This is a genomic window from Ancylobacter novellus DSM 506 (assembly GCF_000092925.1).
GTDB lineage: Bacteria > Pseudomonadota > Alphaproteobacteria > Rhizobiales > Xanthobacteraceae > Ancylobacter > Ancylobacter novellus.
Map to the genome: position 1 here is coordinate 4253562 of NC_014217.1, position 17727 is coordinate 4271288.

General features: G+C 69.3%; 16 protein-coding genes. 6 read left to right on the forward strand and 10 right to left on the reverse strand.

Annotated features, from left to right (window positions below):
* The 7 genes from pyrF to SNOV_RS20055 all read right to left on the reverse strand — a co-directional run bounded on the left by pyrF (window position 1) and on the right by SNOV_RS20055 (window position 7201).
* Window positions 1–729 (reverse strand): orotidine-5'-phosphate decarboxylase, encoded by a 729-nt coding sequence (pyrF, locus tag SNOV_RS20025; RefSeq protein ID WP_013168794.1) that lies wholly within the window; start codon window positions 727–729, stop codon window positions 1–3.
* A 105-nt stretch (window positions 730–834) separates the two neighbouring features.
* Window positions 835–1419, reverse strand: a complete 585-nt coding sequence (locus tag SNOV_RS20030) for an NADPH-dependent FMN reductase (RefSeq protein WP_013168795.1) — start codon at window positions 1417–1419, stop codon at window positions 835–837.
* Between the two features lie 47 nt (window positions 1420–1466).
* Window positions 1467–2117 (reverse strand): class I SAM-dependent methyltransferase, encoded by a 651-nt coding sequence (locus SNOV_RS20035; RefSeq protein ID WP_013168796.1) that lies wholly within the window; start codon window positions 2115–2117, stop codon window positions 1467–1469.
* A 141-nt stretch (window positions 2118–2258) separates the two neighbouring features.
* Window positions 2259–3404, reverse strand: coding sequence for a molecular chaperone DnaJ (gene dnaJ, locus SNOV_RS20040; RefSeq protein ID WP_013168797.1), 1146 nt, complete (start codon window positions 3402–3404; stop codon window positions 2259–2261).
* 181 nt (window positions 3405–3585) lie between these two features.
* Window positions 3586–5484, reverse strand: coding sequence for a molecular chaperone DnaK (dnaK, locus tag SNOV_RS20045; RefSeq protein WP_013168798.1), 1899 nt, complete (start codon window positions 5482–5484; stop codon window positions 3586–3588).
* A gap of 217 nt (window positions 5485–5701) precedes the next feature.
* Window positions 5702–6643: a sugar phosphate isomerase/epimerase family protein gene (locus SNOV_RS20050; protein ID WP_013168799.1), complete on the reverse strand. Its 942-nt coding sequence runs from the start codon at window positions 6641–6643 to the stop codon at window positions 5702–5704.
* A gap of 171 nt (window positions 6644–6814) precedes the next feature.
* Window positions 6815–7201, reverse strand: coding sequence for a VOC family protein (locus tag SNOV_RS20055; protein ID WP_013168800.1), 387 nt, complete (start codon window positions 7199–7201; stop codon window positions 6815–6817).
* 181 nt (window positions 7202–7382) lie between these two features.
* Here SNOV_RS20055 and SNOV_RS20060 point away from each other — a divergent pair, with 181 nt between their 5' ends.
* The 3 genes from SNOV_RS20060 to SNOV_RS20070 are packed head-to-tail and all read left to right on the forward strand — an operon-like array spanning window position 7383 to window position 10101.
* Window positions 7383–8072, forward strand: a complete 690-nt coding sequence (locus SNOV_RS20060) for a glutathione S-transferase family protein (RefSeq protein WP_013168801.1) — start codon at window positions 7383–7385, stop codon at window positions 8070–8072.
* Window positions 8048–9214: a tRNA epoxyqueuosine(34) reductase QueG gene (queG, locus tag SNOV_RS20065; RefSeq protein WP_013168802.1), complete on the forward strand. Its 1167-nt coding sequence runs from the start codon at window positions 8048–8050 to the stop codon at window positions 9212–9214. The genes SNOV_RS20060 and queG overlap by 25 nt, the downstream gene beginning before the upstream one ends.
* Window positions 9211–10101 carry an NAD-dependent epimerase/dehydratase family protein gene (locus tag SNOV_RS20070; RefSeq protein WP_013168803.1) on the forward strand — a complete coding sequence of 297 codons (891 nt, stop codon included), beginning with the start codon at window positions 9211–9213 and terminating at the stop codon, window positions 10099–10101. The genes queG and SNOV_RS20070 overlap by 4 nt, the downstream gene beginning before the upstream one ends.
* Here the strand turns inward: SNOV_RS20070 and SNOV_RS20075 are convergent.
* Window positions 10017–10817, reverse strand: a complete 801-nt coding sequence (locus SNOV_RS20075) for a TetR/AcrR family transcriptional regulator (RefSeq protein ID WP_013168804.1) — start codon at window positions 10815–10817, stop codon at window positions 10017–10019. The two genes, SNOV_RS20070 and SNOV_RS20075, sit on opposite strands and share 85 nt — an antisense overlap.
* A gap of 556 nt (window positions 10818–11373) precedes the next feature.
* On the opposite strand from SNOV_RS20075, the gene SNOV_RS20080 reads away from it, so the two are divergent.
* Both SNOV_RS20080 and SNOV_RS20085 read left to right on the forward strand, forming a co-directional pair.
* The gene (locus SNOV_RS20080; RefSeq protein WP_013168805.1) at window positions 11374–13257 is read left to right on the forward strand and encodes a potassium transporter Kup; all 1884 of its coding nucleotides are present in this window, start codon (window positions 11374–11376) and stop codon (window positions 13255–13257) included.
* 208 nt (window positions 13258–13465) lie between these two features.
* Window positions 13466–14551, forward strand: coding sequence for a putative bifunctional lysylphosphatidylglycerol flippase/synthetase (locus SNOV_RS20085; RefSeq protein ID WP_013168806.1), 1086 nt, complete (start codon window positions 13466–13468; stop codon window positions 14549–14551).
* A 21-nt stretch (window positions 14552–14572) separates the two neighbouring features.
* Here the strand turns inward: SNOV_RS20085 and SNOV_RS20090 are convergent, their stop codons facing one another.
* Window positions 14573–15178 carry a hypothetical protein gene (locus SNOV_RS20090; RefSeq protein WP_041782453.1) on the reverse strand — a complete coding sequence of 202 codons (606 nt, stop codon included), beginning with the start codon at window positions 15176–15178 and terminating at the stop codon, window positions 14573–14575.
* A 67-nt stretch (window positions 15179–15245) separates the two neighbouring features.
* Window positions 15246–16211: a polyphosphate kinase 2 gene (gene ppk2 / locus SNOV_RS20095; RefSeq protein WP_013168808.1), complete on the reverse strand. Its 966-nt coding sequence runs from the start codon at window positions 16209–16211 to the stop codon at window positions 15246–15248.
* 160 nt (window positions 16212–16371) lie between these two features.
* Here ppk2 and SNOV_RS20100 point away from each other — a divergent pair, with 160 nt between their 5' ends.
* Entirely contained in the window at window positions 16372–17670 is a 1299-nt protein-coding gene (locus SNOV_RS20100; protein WP_013168809.1) for an ATP-binding protein, read from the forward strand.
* Window positions 17671–17727: the final 57 nt, after the last annotated feature.

Below are 17727 nucleotides of genomic sequence, written 5' to 3' on the forward strand. Positions count from 1 at the left end.
TCAGGCGCTCGGCACCTGAGCGGAAAGGGCCCGGGCGACCTCGGCCTGCACCGCCCTTGCCGCGGCGGCGGGATCGGGCGAGGCGAGGATCGGCCGGCCGACCACCAGATGGTCGGCGCCGGCGCGGATCGCCGCGAAGGGCGTGGCGACGCGCTTCTGGTCGCCGGTGGCGGCGCCGTCCGGGCGCACGCCGGGGGTGACGATGGCGCCCTTCGCGCCGAGCAGGCCGCGCACCTTGGCCGCGTCGGTGGGGGCGCAGACGATGCCGTCGACGCCGATCTCGCGCGCCTGCGCCACTCGCGCCGCCACGGTCGAGGCGACGTCGGCGCGGTAGCCGGCCTCGTCGAGGTCGGCATCGTCATAGGAGGTCAGCACGGTGACGGCGAGGATGCGCAACGGGCTCGCGCCCTTGCCTTCCATCGCCGCGCGCATGGTCTGCGGATAGGCGTGGACGGTGGCGAAGCTGGCGCCCAGCGCCGCGAGGCTGGCGACGCCGCGCGCCACCGTGTTGCCGATGTCGTGCAGCTTGAAGTCGATGAACACCTTCTTGCCCTCGGCGATCAGCTCGCGGGCGAAGCCGAGGCCACCGGCGAAGCCGAGCTCATAGCCGATCTTGTAGAAGGTCGCGGTATCGCCGAGGCGGGAGACGATGCTCTCGGCTGCGCCCACCGACGGCAGGTCGAGCGCGACGATGAGCCGGTCTCGCGGGTCGGGGATGGGCGCGCTCATGAAGCTCTCCGCGGCTTCAGAGCCCCTTCCGTCCGGATGGAACCATCGGAACGACAAGAAAGTGCTCTGGATCGAACAAGCTAGGGCATTTCTCTTCGAAATGCCCTAGGCGCGCAGACCTGCCCTGAGCGCCGCTTGCTCGATAAGCGTAGACATCACCGCGCGCAACCTCTCAAGCGCGCGCTCGTCCTTGAAGTCGCCGTCCTCGGTGAAGGCGTTGGCGGCGCCGGCCACCATCACCTGCTCGGCGAGCACCAGCACGTTGAGGCCCAGCGCCAGCGTCTGGCGCAACATCATCGAGGCGCGGTAGCCGCCGAGACCGCCCGGCGAGGTCGAGCCGATGGCGTAGACCGGGCCCTTGAAGGCGTCGCCCTCGCCACCGCGCACGCGGCTCGCCCAGTCGATGGCGTTCTTCAGCAGCGGCGGGAAGCCGGCATTGTATTCGGGGGTGGCGATGAACACGCCGTCGGCGCTGGCGAGCTGGTCGCGCAGCTGTCGCGCCGGCTCGGGCACGCCGGATTCGGCCTCCAAGTCGGCGTCGTAGATCGGCAGCGGATAGTCGGCGAGCGAGAGCAGCACCGGCTCGCATTCCATCAGCGCGAGCTCGCGCGCCGCCAGCGCGGCGAGGCGCGCCGAATAGGAGCCGGTGCGGATGGAACCGGCAAAGACGACGATACGCGGGGCGCGCATGGGAGCTCCCTCTCGCTTCAGGATCGGAAAGGGCGGCGGGCCGGCGTTCAGGCCCGGGCCGCGTCCAGTTCGGCCGGCGCCTGCGCCTCGTTGGAACGATAGACCCAAACGCGGGCGGGCGGGAGATTGGCCCAGATGCGCTGGCTCACATGCGCGTCGAAGCGCTCCGGCACCAGCGGCACCGGCGAGACCACCGCATAGGTGAACTGGATGAAGGGCGCGCGCGGGCGCGACAGGCCGAAGGCCTGGTCGAGCAGGCTGTAGCGCTGCGGCGCCGGGCGGGTGAACAGCGGCAGGCTGGAGACCGTGGCGACGGCCGGCTTGTCGAGCCGCGCGTCGAGGGTCGCCGCCATGTTGTAGGCGTCGCCCTGGATCACCGTGGCGCCGGGAAAGCGCATGCGCAGCAGGGTGCAGAATTCGGGATTGTACTCGATCAGCACCAGGCGCTCCGGCGCGATGCCGCGGGCGACCAGCGCCGAAGTGACCGGGCCGGTGCCGGGGCCGAGCTCGATGACCGGGCCGTCGTCGTTCGGATCGACATAATTCGCCATGGTGCGGGCAAGCGCCCGGCCAGACGGCGACACCGCGCCGGTGACCAGCGGATTCTGCAGCCAGGACTGAAGGAAGCGGACTTCGTCGGGACGGCCCTTCGCGGCCGGGCGGGTCTTCGCCGTCGATAAAGCGGAACGATGCGGCATGCGACTTGGATTCCGGTCAGCCGTTGGGGGAAGGCGCGGTCATGCTTGGATGGATAGCACGAAAGTAGCAGAGCCCGACATTAGAGAGGTTAGCTGTCGATGTTAAGGCCCTGCCATGACGTGGTGATAACGCTTCCACCTTCAGTCTGCGTCGCCGGCGAAGAAATCCTTCACCTTGGCGAAGAAGCCGCTCGCCTCGGGATGGGTGTCCTTCGAGCATTCGGTCTCGAACTCGGCCAGCAATTCACGCTGACGTCGCGTCAGGTTCTGCGGCGTCTCGACGACGACCTGCACATACATGTCGCCGCGGTTGCGCGTGCGCAGCACCGGCATGCCCTTGCCGCCGAGACGGAAGCGCTTGCCCGACTGCGTGCCTTCCGGGACCTTCACCTTGGTGGTCTCGCCGTCGATGGTCGGCACCTCGAAGGAGCCGCCGAGCGAGGCAGTGACCATGGAGATCGGCGCGCGGCAGAACAGGTCGGCGCCGTCGCGCTGGAAGAAGTCGTGCGGCGCCAGCGACAGGAAGATGTAGAGGTCGCCCGGCGGCCCGCCGCGCACGCCCGCCTCGCCCTCATTGCCGAGCCGGATACGCGTGCCGTCCTCGACGCCGGCGGGGATCGCCACCTGCAGCGTGCGCTCCTTGGTGGTGCGCCCGGCGCCGGCGCAGGCCGGGCAGGGATCCTCGATCACCTGGCCGCGGCCCTGGCAGGTCGGGCAGGTGCGCTCCAGCGTGAAGAAGCCCTGCGCCTGGCGGATGCGCCCGCTTCCCGAGCAGGTGCGGCAGGTGGTGGGCTGGGTGCCGGGCTTGGCGCCGGTGCCCGTGCAGGCCTCGCAGGTGATGGAGGTCGGTAGCCGGATGGTGGCGTCCTTGCCGGAGAAGGCCTCCTCCAGCGTGATTTCCATGTTGTAGCGCAGGTCCGCCCCGCGCTCGCGTCCGCCACGGCCGCCGCCACCGCCGCCGCGGCGCCCGCCGCCCATGCCGAACAGGTCGTCGAAGATGTCGGAGAAGGTGGAGGCGAAGTCGGCGCCGAAGCCGGGTCCGCCGGGCCCACCCATGCCGCCATCGAAGGCAGCGTGGCCGAAGCGGTCATAGGCGGCGCGCTTCTGCGGGTCTTTGAGGACCTCATAGGCCTCGCTGACCTCCTTGAAGCGGACCTCCGCATCGGCATTGCCGGGATTGCGGTCGGGATGCCACTTCATGGCGAGCTTGCGGTACGAGCTCTTCAGCTCGCCATCTTCGCAGCTCTTGGTGACCTCGAGGATCTCGTAATAGTCGCGCTTGGACATGGGTCGATGGGCCGTCGCATCCATTGCCGCCGGCCGGCATCAGGCCGGAGGGCGGTCAAGGCCGGCATGCAGGAAGCTTGCCGGGCAGGAAATCATGCCGGCAAACGCCCTGCGCGAGCCGCGCCTCCAGAAAAATCCGCCGCCGGAACGGGTCCCGGCGGCGGCATGATGCATCAGCCGGTCAGGCCGACTTCTTCTTGTCGTCGTCGACCTCGGTGAACTCCGCGTCGACCACATCGTCCTTCGGCGCGTCGCCGCCGGCGTCGTCACCGCCCTGCTGGGCGGCGTACATGGCTTCGCCGAGCTTGAGCGAGGCCTGCGCCAGCGCGTTGGTCTTGGCGCTGATCGCCTCGGCGTCGTCACCTTCCAGCGCGCTCTTGAGCTCGGCGATCGCGGTCTCGATCGCGCCCTTCTCGGTCGCGCCGACCTTGTCGCCATGCTCGGCGAGCGCCTTCTCGGTCGAATGCACCAGCGCCTCGGCGTGGTTCTTCGCCTCGACGACGGCACGGCGCTTCTTGTCTTCCTCGGCGTGCGCCTCGGCGTCCTTCACCATCTTGTCGATGTCGGAATCCGAAAGGCCGCCGGAGGCCTGGATGCGGATCTGCTGCTCCTTGCCGGTGCCCTTGTCCTTCGCCGACACGTTGACGAGGCCGTTGGCATCGATGTCGAAGGCGACTTCGATCTGCGGCACGCCGCGCGGCGCCGGCGGGATGCCGACGAGGTCGAACTGGCCGAGCATCTTGTTGTCCGCGGCCATCTCGCGCTCGCCCTGGAAGACGCGAATGGTGACCGCGGTCTGCCCGTCCTCGGCGGTGGAGAAGGTCTGGCTCTTCTTGGTCGGGATGGTCGTGTTGCGGTCGATCAGGCGCGTGAACACGCCGCCCAGCGTCTCGATGCCGAGCGAGAGCGGGGTCACGTCGAGCAGCAGCACGTCCTTCACGTCGCCCTGCAGCACGCCCGCCTGGATGGCGGCGCCGATGGCGACGACCTCATCCGGGTTGACGCCCTTGTGGGGCTCCTTGCCGAAGAACTGCTTCACCACTTCCTGCACCTTCGGCATGCGGGTCATGCCGCCGACGAGGACGACCTCGTCGATCTGCCCGGCCGAGAGGCCCGCATCCTTGAGCGCCTTGCGGCAGGGCTCGACGGTGCGCTGGATCAGGTCGTCCACCAGCGCCTCGAACTTGGCGCGGGTGAGCTTCATGGTCAGGTGCTTCGGACCGCTAGCATCCGCCGTGATGAAGGGCAGGTTGATCTCGGTCTGGGTCGCGGAGGACAGCTCGATCTTGGCCTTCTCGGACGCTTCCTTCAGGCGCTGAAGCGCGAGCTTGTCGTTGCGCAGGTCGATGCCCTGCTCCTTCTTGAACTCGTCCGCCAGGTAGTTCACCAGGCGCATGTCGAAGTCTTCGCCACCCAGGAAGGTGTCGCCATTGGTGGACTTCACCTCGAACACGCCGTCGCCGATCTCCAGCACCGACACGTCGAAGGTGCCGCCGCCGAGGTCGTAGACCGCGATGGTGCCGGCCGACTTCTTGTCGAGGCCGTAGGCGAGCGCGGCCGCGGTGGGCTCGTTGATGATGCGCAGCACTTCGAGGCCGGCGATGCGGCCGGCGTCCTTGGTGGCCTGGCGCTGGGCGTCGTTGAAATAGGCCGGGACGGTGATGACCGCCTGCGTCACCTTCGAGCCGAGATACGACTCCGCGGTCTCCTTCATCTTCTGCAGCGTGAAGGCGGAGATCTGCGAGGGCGAATACTTCTTGCCGTCCGCCTCGACCCAGGCGTCGCCATTGTCGGCGCGCACGATCTGGTAGGGGACGAGCTTCTTGTCCTTCTCGACCATCGGGTCGTCGTAGCGGCGGCCGATCAGGCGCTTCACCGCGAAGAAGGTGCGCTCGGGGTTGGTCACCGCCTGCCGCTTGGCCGGCTGGCCGACGAGGCGCTCGCCATCCTCGGTGAAGGCGACGATGGACGGCGTGGTCCGCGCGCCTTCCGCATTCTCGATCACCTTCGGCGAGGTGCCTTCCATGACGGCGACGCAGCTATTGGTCGTGCCGAGATCGATGCCGATGACTTTAGACATATTGTTTCTCCTTCCGGCAGGCCGGCCGGGCCTTCGTGAAGCACCCGGAGAAGAACGGACAGGTTTGCGCCCCGCCGTCCCCCCGGACCGGCCCCCAAACAATAGGGCACGGCGCTCTGCGCGCCGTTCGAGGCCGATATAGGGGGCGCCGGTTTCCGCCGCAAGAAGCTGCATGCGCTTAAAGACGGCAGCTTCGGCGGGCGCGGGCGGAAGTGCGTCAGGACGCCGCCGCGAAGCCCGGCAGGAAGCGGGCGGCGAGGGCCTGCAGCACCGGGACCTGATCCTTCAGCTCGCGCCAGTGGACGGGGTTCAGCTCCAGCACCGCGATGGCGCCCGGCGCGGGACGCACCGCCTGCACCACCGCGTCCCAGTCGATCGAGCCCCAGCCGATCGGCAGATGCAGGTCGCCCTCGCCGAACGCCACCGCCTCGGCGGGATGATAGGTCCATATGTCGGTCGGGCGCCCCTCATTGGGTCGGCCGAAGGAATCGTGCAGGTGGAAATGCGCGACATGCCGCGCCAGCGCCGCCATCTCGGCGATCGGATCGAGCCGGGCGTCGGTGCAGCGTATATAGGCGTGGCTGACGTCGAGCGTCGCCTTCACCGAGGGGTGGTCGATGGCGTCGAGTTCGCCGGCGAGCTTGGACGGGGTCGCCGTCTCGCGGGTGTGCGGGAAGCGGAAGATGTTCTCGACGCACAGCGTCACGCCGCGCGCGGCCGCCAGTTCCCCGGCGCGGGCGAGCGCGTCGCGCTGGCGCGAATAGGCGACCTCGATGTCGTCGGCGGCGTCGCGCACGAAGCCGGTATGGACGACGAGGTGCTGCGCGCCGATGGCCGAGGCGATCTCGATGTTCGCCGCCAGCACCTTCTCGTGGCGCGGCAGGCGCTCGGGCAGGTCCATCAGGTTGATGGCGAGCGTGCCGTGCACCGTGTAGCCGAGCTCGCGGCCGGCCAGCGCCCGCTTGAGGTCGTTCACCCGGTCGGAGAGCACGCGGCCGTCGACGATCAGATGCCACGCATAGACCGGCAGCTCCACCACATCGACCCCCAGCGCCTCGGCCTCGTCGAGCCCGGGGCCGACATCGTCGAATTCAGGGCTGCCTTCCTTTATGGAATAGCCGGAAGCGCGGACGGGGGAGGTCGGGATGTGCAGCTGCATCGTGTGGATCTTCCCTTGGGTAAGAGATATCGAACGGCAGGAGTGCCCTCGAAATAGCCTCGGCGCGCGACGGTAAAATATGCCGCCGCTTTTACGCCCCCTATATGGCACGCGCGTTACAGATCGACCGAATCGTCAATGACCACGGGCGTTTAGCCCGGCTTTTCGCACTCACATGCGGGGCGTGATCCAGCCCGCAACCGCCCCGCCCGAATCGCGCACGATGGCGATGCGGCCCACATCCGGCACTTCGAAGGGCGCGCGCAGCACCGTGCCGCCCTTCGCCTCGACGGCGGCGATGCGGGCGTCGACATCGTCCACCGCCACATAGGCGAGCCAGTCGTCCGGCACGCACTCGAACTGCGCGCCGGCCAGCATGAAGATGCCGCCCACGCGCGTCTCGCCCATCATGATGATGCAGTAATCGTCATGGCCCTCGACGGGCATGGTCTCGAAGCGCCAGCCCAGCGTCGCGGCATAGAAGGCCTTGGCCGCCGCGAGGTCATGCGTGTTGAGCTCGTTCCACACGAAGACGCCGTGCGCGGGCGCGTTTTCCATGGCGTGGCTCCCCAGCCCCGTTAACGAGGCGTATACGATAGCGCAAAAATCCTCGTCCGTGGCGGTGCTCCGTGGACGCACACCCTGCCATGTTGAAGCCGCTATGGCTTGCGATGTCGTGTGAACCCTTCTAGACCGATCTTCAGGCGCGCCCGGCGGCGGCCGCGAATTCTCCCGGAAAATGCAGCTTTATCATCACCCCTTCTGCGCCCATTCGCGTCTCGTCCGTCTCGCCCTCGGCGAGATGGGGATCGAGCCCGAGCTGATCGAGGAGCGGGTGTGGGAGCGTCGGCCCGATTTCCTGATGCTGGATCCGGCAGGCAGCACCCCGGTGCTGGTGGAGGATGACGGCTTCGTGGTGCCGGGGATCGACCCGATCACCGAATATCTCGACGAGACCCGCGGGCCGAAGCTCGGCGACCGCCGCCTGCTGCCGGTCGACATCGGCGCGCGCGTCGAGGTGCGCCGGCTCTCCGCCTGGTTCAACCACAAGTTCTTCGCCGAGGTCTCCGAGCCGCTGGTGCGTGAGAAGGTCTACAAGCGCTACATGCCGCGCGAGCTCGGCGGCGGCCCGCCGGACATGGCGGTGATCCGCGCGGCGCGCGCCAATATCCGCTATCATCTGCACTATATCGGCTGGCTGCTGAAGGCGCGGAACTGGCTCGCCGGCGACCGGCTAAGCTATGCCGATCTCGCCGCGGCGGCCCATATATCCAGCGTCGACTATCTGGGCGACGTGCCGTGGGACGAGGACGAGGGAGCGAAGATCTGGTACGCGCGCATCAAGTCGCGTCCGGCTTTCCGGCCGCTGCTCGCCCTGACGGTGGCGGGCATGCCGCCGGCGCCGTGCTACGCGGACCTCGATTTCTGACGCCGGAGGCCGCCAAGGCCCATCTCTTCGCGCTCGCCCGCGAGGAAGGCTTCGACGCCATGGGCATCGCCTCGGCCGATGCCATTCCCCATGCCGCCCCGCGCCTCAACCAGTGGATCGCCGACGGCGCGCATGGCGACATGGACTGGATGCCCGAGACCGCCGCGCGGCGGTCGTCGCCCGGCAATATGTGGCCGGAAGTGCGTTCCGTCCTGATGCTCGGCCTCAACTATGGCCCGGACGAGGACCCGCGCGCGGCGCTGGCGGACGCGACCCGCGGCGCCATCTCGGTCTATGCCCGCGGCGACGACTATCACGAGCTGATCAAGGGCAAGCTCAAGCGCATCGCCTCGCGCTTCGTGCCGCGCGTCGGCGGGCCTGACGCGGTGCAGGTCAAGGTGTTCGTCGACACCGCCCCCCTGATGGAGAAGCCGCTGGCGGAGGCCGCCGGACTCGGCTGGCAGGGCCGGCACACCAATCTCGTCTCGCGCGAGAAGGGCTCCTGGCTGCTGCTGGGCGCCGTCGCCACCGACCTCGCGCTGCCGCCGGATGCGCCGGAACGGGACAATTGCGGCAGCTGCCGCGCCTGCCTCGACGCCTGCCCGACCAATGCTTTTCCCGCCGCCTACCGCATCGATGCGCGGCGCTGCATCTCGTACCTGACCATCGAGCATAAGGGGCCGATCCCCGTCGAGCTGCGCCCGCTCATGGGCAACCGCATCTATGGCTGCGACGACTGCCTCGCCGCCTGCCCGTGGAACAAGTTCGCGCAAGTCGGCCGCGAGGCGCGGCTCGCCGCCCGCGACGAGAACCGCGCGCCGGCGCTGGCTGAGCTCGCTCGGCTGGACGACGCGGCCTTCCGCGCCCGTTTCTCCAAGAGCCCGATCAAGCGCACCGGGCGCGTGCGCTTCCTGCGCAACGTCCTGATCGCCATCGGCAATTCCGGCGATCCGGCACTCGTTCCGGAGGCGGAACGGCTTCTCACCGACGATCACCCGCTGCTGCGCGGCGCGGCGGTGTGGGCACTCGCGCGCCTGCTCGACCCCGCCGATTTCGCCCGTCTTCGCGACGCCCATGCCGGCGAGAGCGACCCGGAGGTGCGCGCGGAATGGCGGCTCGCCAGGGCGTCCGAAGCCGCATGAAAACGCTGCTCTGCCTTGGCCTCGGTTATTGCGGCCAGCGCTTCGTCGCGCTGCATGGCGGCCTGTTCGCCCGCCGCCTCGCCACCAGCCGCTACGGCACGGCCCGCGAGGGCGTCGAGACGCTCCGCTTCGACGGCACGGCCTCGCCCGAGCTGCTCGACGCCGCCCGCACGGCGGATGTCGTGCTCGCCACCGCCGCGCCGGGCGAGGAGGGCGACCCCTTCCTCAGGTCCCTCGCCGAGGCGCTCGCCGGGGGCAGGGGGCCGCTCATCTATCTCTCCACCATCGGCGTCTATGGCGATACCGGCGGCGCCTGGATCGACGAGGACGCCCCGCCCAGCGCCGTATCCGCTCGCGCAAGACGCCGCGTCGCGGCGGAGGCGCAATGGCGCGCGCTCGGCGAACGGGCGGGCCGCCCGGTGGCGATCCTCAGGCTCGGGGGCATCTACGGGCCGGGGCGCAACGCGCTGATCGACGTCGCCGACGGCTCGGCGCGCTGCATCGAGCGTGCGGGCCAGATGTTCAACCGCATCCATGTCGACGACATCGCCGGCGCCATCCGCGCCGCAGCCGAACAGGGTTTCGACGGCATCCTCAACGTGGTGGACGACGAGCCGGCGCCCGCCTGCGCGCCGGTGCGCTTCGCCGCCGGGCTGCTCGGGGTGGAAGGGCCGGCGCCGGAGCCCTTCGAGGTGGCCTCCGCCACCATGTCGGCGATGGCGCTGTCCTTCTGGGCCGATAATCGCCGCGTGCGCAATGCGCGCCTGCATGCGCTGCTCGGCGGGAATCTGGCCTATCCGACCTATCGCGACGGGCTGACCGCGCTGCTGGGGCAGGGCGAGGCGGCGGCGCTCGATCCCCGCCGCTCCGGATCGCGCCCGCGCTGACGAAGCGGCGCCCGGCTGGTGCTGCGGCGCGGCGCGGCAAAGGAGCGCAGGAAGGAATCCACCGTGTGGGCGACGAGGCGTTCGATGCTCGCCGCGTCCGGCCGGGTTTCGTCGCCGAACATCAGCGGCATGACCAGATGCGCATGGCAGCCGATGAGGAGCTGCCAGGCCGCCAGCTCGACGTCGTCGATGACGAGCTCGCCGCGCGCGATCTTGGCCCGCAGCCAGGCGGTGAGCCGGTCGACGCCCGCCTCCTGCCCGGCCTGCAGATAGGCACGGCCGATCTCCGGCAGCTTCTCGGCGACGCCGATGACCATGCGCACCGTGCGCACATGGCCCGGCTCCAGCATCGCCCGCACATAACGGCGGCTGGTCTCGATCAGCGCCTCGCGCACATCCGCCTCGACGCTCATGTCGAAGCAGGCTTCGGCGGTGCGCTGGCATTCGCCCGTCACCAGCGCCGCGAACAGCTCCTCCTTCGAGGGGAAATAGACATAGAGCGTGCCCTTGGAGACGCCGGCGGCGCGGGCGATCTCGCCCATGCTGGCGCCGTCGAAGCCGCAAGCGAGGAAGACTTCGCGCGCGCCCCTGAGGATCTGGCATCGCTTCTCGCGGCCCTGGCCGGCGGCGGCGAGCCCGGCCGCCGCCGCGGCGCGCGGTTCGTCCGGCGCGCGTCGCTGCAGGTCCTGATGAGCGAAGTCCGGCAGGGATGCCATGATGGGGCCTGAATGGGAGCTTTGGACGCAAAAAAGCGGGTAGATTTAATACAATAATCTGGATCAAGGCGTTCGGATTGGCAATGGCGGCACGCCATCGTGACCGCGGCGACGTGATCCACCGCGGCGATTGACCGAACCGTTCGGTTTGGCTTGATCGTATCCATAGAAACAGATAATCATCTGCCTTCACCGACCGCCCGAGTCCAAGGGAACCCGCAAGCCCTTGGACATGATCGGCAGTTGGTAGAGGGAGGAGGGTTAATCCGCCCCCCAATCCTCCTCCCTCGCTTACTCTCCCCCATTTATTTGCCGTGATGCCGGGCCTCGGTCGGGCGGCTTCCGACGTCGGGATCGGGAGTCTGAGCTTGGCGGCGCTGCCTCGCCAGAGTATTGCTGCGGTGCCGGATGCTCCGGCGACCCCCGTGCGAATCCCGGCCCGCCATGCCCAGCTACCTCGCGTCACGCCCGTCCGCCTCGCGCTCCCCCGTGCCACGATCCATCGTAACGCGCGCCGCGCGGGCTGCCGCTCCCTGTCCGGGCGGCCGGACGCGCCATGGCTGAGCGTCAGGTCGTCGGCAGCCGGACCCTGCCCTTCACCGCCGAGATCGCCGCGCTCGGCGTGGTGTTCGGCGACATCGGCACAAGCCCGCTCTACGCCTTCCGGCAGGGCCTGCTGGCGGTCAACGGGCAGGGCGTCACCGATGCCGAGGTGCTGGGGCTGCTCTCGCTCATCACCTGGGCGATCATCCTGTCCGTCACCATCAAATACGTCTCGCTGGTGCTGCGGGCGGACAATGACGGCGAAGGCGGCATCCTCGCGCTGGTGACGTTGCTCGACCTGCACCGCTCGGCCACCGGGCGGCGGCTGTTCCTGCTCGTCGCCGGCCTCGTCGGCGCCTCAATGCTGATCGGCGACGGCGTGCTCACCCCCGCCATCTCGGTGCTCTCGGCCATGGAGGGCCTGGAGGTCATCGCCCCGGCGCTGGACCACTGGATCGTCGCCGCGACGGTGATCGTCATCCTGCTGGTCTTCGTCTCCCAGCGCGCCGGCACCGAGCGCATCGGCACCTTCTACGGCCCGGTGATGCTGCTGTGGTTCGTCTCGCTCGGCGCCCTCGGCGTGCACGGCATCGTCCAGGCGCCGGACGTGCTGATGGCGCTCGACCCGCGCCACGGGCTGTTGCTGCTGGCGGACCATCCGTGGCTGTCGGGCGCCATACTCGGCGCCACCTTCCTCGCCATCACCGGCGGCGAGGCGCTCTATGCCGATCTCGGCCATTTCGGCCGGCCGGTGATCACCCGGGCCTGGCTCGTGGTCGCCATGCCGGCGTTGCTGCTCAACTATTACGGCCAGGGCGCCAACGTGCTGTTGCACCGGGATTCGGTGCGCAATCCGTTCTACGACCTGTCGCCGGACGTCTTCGACGTGCCGCTGCTGATCCTCGCCACCGCCGCTACCGTGATCGCCTCGCAGGCCATCATCACCGGCGTGTTCTCGCTGGCCAAGCAGGCGATCGAGCTCGGCTACCTGCCGCCCATGCGCATCCGCTACACCAGCGAGCACAATGAGCAGCACATCTATATCGGCCGGCTGAACTGGATCATGATGGTGGCCTGCGCCGCCATCGTCGTCTCCTTCGGCTCCTCCGACCGGCTGGCCTCGGCCTATGGCATCGCGGTGGCCATGGCGATGGTGTCGACCACCATCCTGTTCGTCGCCTATGTCCGGCGCAGCTGGCACTGGCCGCTGCCGGCGCTGATCGGCCTTGCCGGCGGGCTGGCGGTGATCGACGTCTCCTTCGCCGCCGCCAACCTCACCAAGCTGCACGACGGCGGCTGGCTGCCCGTCGCCATCGCCAGCATCGTGCTGATCATCATGGTGTCCTGGCGGCGCGGCCTGGAAGGGCTCGGCATCCAGCAGCGCCGCTTCACCGAGCCGCTGGAGGACTTCGTCGCCCGCGGCCGGCCGGCCAATTGCGCGGTCAGCCCGCGCACCGCCATCTTCCTGTCGCGCGGCGGCGCGGTGACGCCGGTGGCGCTCGGGCGGCTGTCCGAGCTGCTCAACGTGCAGTTCACCAAATCCGTCGTGGTCTCGGTGTGGATCGCCTCGCGCCCGCGCGTCCCGGTGGACGAGCGCGTGCGCGTCCTCCCCCTCGACCCGACCCATATCCGCGTCGACCTGCGCTTCGGCTACATGCAGCAGATCGACGTGCCGGCGGTGCTCGGCCCGGCGCTCTACGCGCAGGGGGTGGATCCCGACGAGGCGGTCTACGTCATCGGCCATGAGCGGGTGATGCCGCCCGACGACATACGCGGCGTGCGCGACGTGCTCGCCCATGTCTTCGCCTTCCTCGCCCGCAACGCCGAGCGCTCGGTCGACCGCTTCGGCCTGCCGCGCCCGCGCACCATCGAGATCGGCTACCCGGTGCGGCTCTGACGCCGCCCGCGGACTTCACGCTGCCGCGAGCGGGCTCGTCCCGCCTTGGCCTCGCCGCCATCTGGGGGCAGTTGGCGGGGCATCCCGCCGGCCTCGCCGCCTTGCGCGAGGCGCGGCGGCGCGCTTGCTCGGATTTTGTTCCGAAAGCCGTTCAGGTCTGCTAGGGCTGCGCACGGTCGACAAAGAACCAGAGGGGGAAAGGCACGCGATGAAAGGGCTGAAGCTGCTTCCCGGCTGGCTGCGCGAGCGGCTCAGCTGGCACACGCTCGGTCTCGTCGCGAGCCTCGTCATCATCGGCGTGGCGGTCGTCGTCCTCTACGAGATGCTGCGCAACATCCATCCGGGCGAGGTGTTCGACGCCATCTCCGGCACCGACCCGTGGCGCATCGCGCTCGCCGCGCTCTTCGTCGCCGGCGCCTATTTCACCCTGACCTTCTACGACTGGTTCGCCCTGCGCACCATCGGCCACGGCCATGTGCCCTACCGGGTGGCGGCGCTCGCCTCCTTCACCTCCTACGCCATCGGCCACAATGTCGGCTTCTCCGCCTTCACCGGCGGCACGGTGCGCTACCGCATCTATTCGGCGCACGGGCTCGGCGCCATCGACGTCGCCAAGCTGTGCTTCATCACCGGGCTGACCTTCTGGCTCGGCAACATCGCCATCCTCGGCCTCGGCATCTCGGTGGAGCCCTGGGCGGCGAGCGCGGTCGACCAGTTGCCGCCCTGGGTCAACCGGCTGATCGGCCTCGGCCTCCTGGCGGCGCTTGCCGCCTATGTGGTGTGGGTGGGCCTCAAGCCGCGGCGCATCGGCGTGGGCGAGGGGCACTGGACGGTGACGCTGCCCGGCTCGAAGCTGACGCTGCTGCAGATCGTCATCGGCATCATCGACCTGTCGTTCTGCGCCGCCGCCATGTACGTGCTGATGCCTGAGGTGCCGTTCATCGACCCGATCGCGCTCGGCGTGGTGTTCATCTCGGCGACGCTGCTCGGCTTCGCCAGCCACGCGCCGGGCGGGCTCGGCGTGTTCGACGCGGCGATGCTGGTGGCGCTGCCGCAGTTCGAGAAGGAGCCGCTGCTCGGTGCGCTGCTGCTGCTGCGCCTGCTCTATTATGTGACGCCCTTCATCCTGGCGCTGGTCATCATGGGCACGCGCGAGCTCGTCATCAGCCGCCGCCAGCGCGCCGTGCCGACCTCGCACGCCTCGCCCGAGCCGCTGGCGGCGCTGCCGGTGCTGGAGCCGGAAGGCATCGAGGCGCCCGCCGAGAGCCCGGAACGCCGCCGCGCGGCGGGCTAGCCGCCCTTCGGATTTGGAAGCCTAGCGGCCGAGATTGGGGATCAGCCCCTGCACGCCCGGCGGTATCTTCGTCACCTTCACGCCCTTGGGCAGCTCGAACAGCGCCGGGTCCTGCGGCGTGCGCTCCAGCTCCAGCACCTCGTAGACCACGACGTTCTTGCCCTCGATCGCCGTCGACGCCCTGAGCACGATCCCGTCGGAGGTGATGCAGGTCTCGATCGGCGCGTTGCCGACCGGCGGCTTCATCACCCACAGGTCGCAGGCCTCGCCCGCCACCATGTCGGTGCCGGTGCGCGTGCCCTCGCCCTCGGGGTCGACGAAGGCGAAGGTCGCCGGCAGCTCGATCTCCAGCGCGCGCTTGTCGATGCCGGGCGCGGCGATCAGCACCGTCATGCGGCCGCGGCTGAGGTCGATGAAGCTGGTCATGGTGCCGGGGATCTCGGCGCCGGTGACGTCCATGCGCATGCGGCCCTGGCTATGCGCCATGGTCATCTGCGTGCCCTGCGGGGTCTTCACGCTCGCCCGGTAGTCGACCTGCGGGCGCGGCATCGGCTCCGCGCTGGCGGCGCTCGCGGCGAGCGACATGCCGGCACTGAGCGTCAACGCGATGAGAACGCGACTGCACATCGTCCTTCGCCGTACTTCGACGTCCATCGGATGCCTTCGCCGACGCCCTTGCCCCGTGATACGCGATTCAGGCCCGTTGGCGGCCGAGGAACGCGCGGCCGTCCAGCACGATGGCCGGGTCGGGGATGCCGATCAGCCGGTCATCCCTGCCCTCATAGGGGATTTGGGCCAGAATTTGACGTATGACACCGAGTCGCGCCCTCATTTTGTCGTTGGAGAGCACGATCGTCCACGGTGCCGGTGCGTGGGTGGCGGTGATCATCGCGTCGCGCGCCGCCGATATGGCGTCCCAGCGCGCCGGCGCGGCGAGGTCCACGGGCGAGAGCTTCCAGCGCTTGAGCGGGTCCTGGTGCCGGTCGTGCAGGCGCTTGAGCTGCATCTCGCGGCCGATGTCGAGCCACACCTTGAACAGCCTTATGCCGTCGTCGACCAGCATCTTCTCGAAGGTCGGCACCTGCTCGAGGAAATGCGCCGTCTCGCCCGGCGTGCAGAAGCCCATGACCGGCTCGACCACGGCGCGGTTGTACCAGGAGCGGTCGAAGATCACGATCTCGCCCTTGCTCGGCATATGGGCGACGTAGCGCTGGAAGTACCACTGGCCGGCTTCGGTGTCGTTCGGCTTGGTGAGGGCGACCACCCGCACCGAGCGCGGGTTGAGATGCTGGATGAAGCGGTGGATGGTGCCGCCCTTGCCGGCGGCATCGCGCCCCTCGAACACGATCGCCACCCGCTCGCGCGTGCCCTTGACCCATTCCTGCAGCTTCAGGAGCTCGATCTGCAGCGCCCGCAGCTCCTTCTCGTAGGTCTTGCGCTTGGGCCGGTCGACGTAAGGGTAGCCGCCGCTGCCATAGGCGCGCCGGGCGATGACCGGCGACAGCTCCGGGCTGTCCACCGAGAAGTCCGCCAGCGCGGCGGCGAGCGCGTCGTCGCGCCCGGCTTTCGGGGACGGCCCCGCCTTGGCGGCGGCAGGCGCGGATTTCGCAGCGGATTTCGCCGCCGATTTAGCGGAGGATTTGGCCGGCTTCTTCGTCATATGGAAGCCTCTCAACTGTAACATAAGGGACGGTGGTGCCGCCTTTTCCCGATTCGCGCGTTCGGACCAATAGCCTTTCGCGCGCGGCGCGCAGACAGCATATCCATTGAAGCGGCCGGCGGGAATCGCCGGCGATAGCGTTGGGCAGGAAGCGTCCGGTATGGCCCTGGGAGAGTCGAGCCAGTTGGCGGAAGACACGCTGCGCGAGCGTCTCGTCGGCGCGCGCTGGATCCTCGGCGCGGCCGCGCTCGGGCTCGGGGGTGCGGTCTGGACCGATGCGCTCGACCCGAGCGTCGCCTTCGTGATCGGCGCCCTCGTCGCCGGGGCGGCGCTGCTGCCCGCCCGCAAGCGCCCGGTGGCCGCGGCGCTGGCGCGCTTCTCCGGCGAGCCGAAGCCGGTGCGCACGGAGGAGCGCCTGCCCGCTCTGGTGCGGGCGCTGCCCGATCCGGCGCTGCTGCTCGACGCGCGCGGCACCGTGCTCGCGGCCAATCTCAGTGCCGTCGGCCTGCTCGCCAGCGTGCGGGTCGGCGATCCCGTCTCCTTCGCCATGCGCGTGCCGGAAGTGCTGGAGGCCATCCGCGCCTCCGCCGCCGACGGCGTCGCCCGCCGCATCGAATTCGCCGAGCGCGTGCCGATCGACCGCTGGCTGCGCGCCGACATCGTGCCGATCCGGCCGGGGCCCGCCCGCGACGGTGCCCCCACCGAGGCGGTGCTGCTCGGCTTCGTCGACCTCACCCCGCAGCGCCGCGTCGAGCAGATGCGGGTCGACTTCATCGCCAATGCCAGCCACGAGCTACGCACCCCGCTCGCCTCGCTCTCCGGCTTCATCGAGACGTTGCAAGGGCCGGCCCGCAACGACGCCAATGCGCGCGAGCGCTTCCTCAAGATCATGGGCGAGCAGGCGCGGCGCATGTCGCGCCTCATCGACGACCTGCTCTCGCTCTCGCGCATCGAGCTGAACGCGCATCTGCGGCCGGAGGCGGAGATCGACCTCGTCTCCGTCATCAGCCATGTGCGCGACGCGCTCGGGCCGCTGGGGCGCGAGCGCGGGGTGGAGATCGCCTTCGAGCACCCGCAGCCGCCGGTGAACGTGCGCGGCGACCGCGACGAGCTGATCCGCGTCTTCGAGAACCTGGTCGAGAACGCGCTGAAATATGGCGGCGCCGGCGGCCGGGTGGAGATCGCCATCGCCCGCGAGGGCGGCGATGCCGTCGTGTCGGTACGCGATTACGGCCCCGGCATCGCGCCCGAGCATGTGCCGCGCCTCACCGAGCGCTTCTACCGGGTCGACACCGCCCATTCGCGCGAGCAGGGCGGCACGGGGCTGGGCCTCGCCATCGTCAAGCACATCGTCGCCCGCCACCGCGGAAAGCTGGGCATAGAAAGCGTTCCCGGCGAGGGCTCGACATTCTCGGTAAGATTGTCCGCCACTTTGCCGGCTGATCATAAAGGCAAGTGAATTCAATAGCTTGAACTGTCATCAAGGCGTCACCCAGAGGTCATAGAACCGTGGTGC

Bases quoted from the DNA above. Each gene is read 5' to 3' on its own strand.
- pyrF (WP_013168794.1), bottom strand. From the start codon at position 729: ATGAGCGCGCCCATCCCCGACCCGCGAGACCGGCTCATCGTCGCGCTC.
- SNOV_RS20030 (WP_013168795.1), bottom strand. From the start codon at position 1,419: ATGCGCGCCCCGCGTATCGTCGTCTTTGCCGGTTCCATCCGCACCGGC.
- SNOV_RS20035 (WP_013168796.1), bottom strand. From the start codon at position 2,117: ATGCCGCATCGTTCCGCTTTATCGACGGCGAAGACCCGCCCGGCCGCG.
- dnaJ (WP_013168797.1), bottom strand. From the start codon at position 3,404: ATGTCCAAGCGCGACTATTACGAGATCCTCGAGGTCACCAAGAGCTGC.
- dnaK (WP_013168798.1), bottom strand. From the start codon at position 5,484: ATGTCTAAAGTCATCGGCATCGATCTCGGCACGACCAATAGCTGCGTC.
- SNOV_RS20050 (WP_013168799.1), bottom strand. From the start codon at position 6,643: ATGCAGCTGCACATCCCGACCTCCCCCGTCCGCGCTTCCGGCTATTCC.
- SNOV_RS20055 (WP_013168800.1), bottom strand. From the start codon at position 7,201: ATGGAAAACGCGCCCGCGCACGGCGTCTTCGTGTGGAACGAGCTCAAC.
- SNOV_RS20060 (WP_013168801.1), top strand. From the start codon at position 7,383: ATGCAGCTTTATCATCACCCCTTCTGCGCCCATTCGCGTCTCGTCCGT.
- SNOV_RS20070 (WP_013168803.1), top strand. From the start codon at position 9,211: ATGAAAACGCTGCTCTGCCTTGGCCTCGGTTATTGCGGCCAGCGCTTC.
- SNOV_RS20075 (WP_013168804.1), bottom strand. From the start codon at position 10,817: ATGGCATCCCTGCCGGACTTCGCTCATCAGGACCTGCAGCGACGCGCG.
- SNOV_RS20080 (WP_013168805.1), top strand. From the start codon at position 11,374: ATGGCTGAGCGTCAGGTCGTCGGCAGCCGGACCCTGCCCTTCACCGCC.
- SNOV_RS20085 (WP_013168806.1), top strand. From the start codon at position 13,466: ATGAAAGGGCTGAAGCTGCTTCCCGGCTGGCTGCGCGAGCGGCTCAGC.
- SNOV_RS20090 (WP_041782453.1), bottom strand. From the start codon at position 15,178: ATGTGCAGTCGCGTTCTCATCGCGTTGACGCTCAGTGCCGGCATGTCG.
- ppk2 (WP_013168808.1), bottom strand. From the start codon at position 16,211: ATGACGAAGAAGCCGGCCAAATCCTCCGCTAAATCGGCGGCGAAATCC.
- SNOV_RS20100 (WP_013168809.1), top strand. From the start codon at position 16,372: ATGGCCCTGGGAGAGTCGAGCCAGTTGGCGGAAGACACGCTGCGCGAG.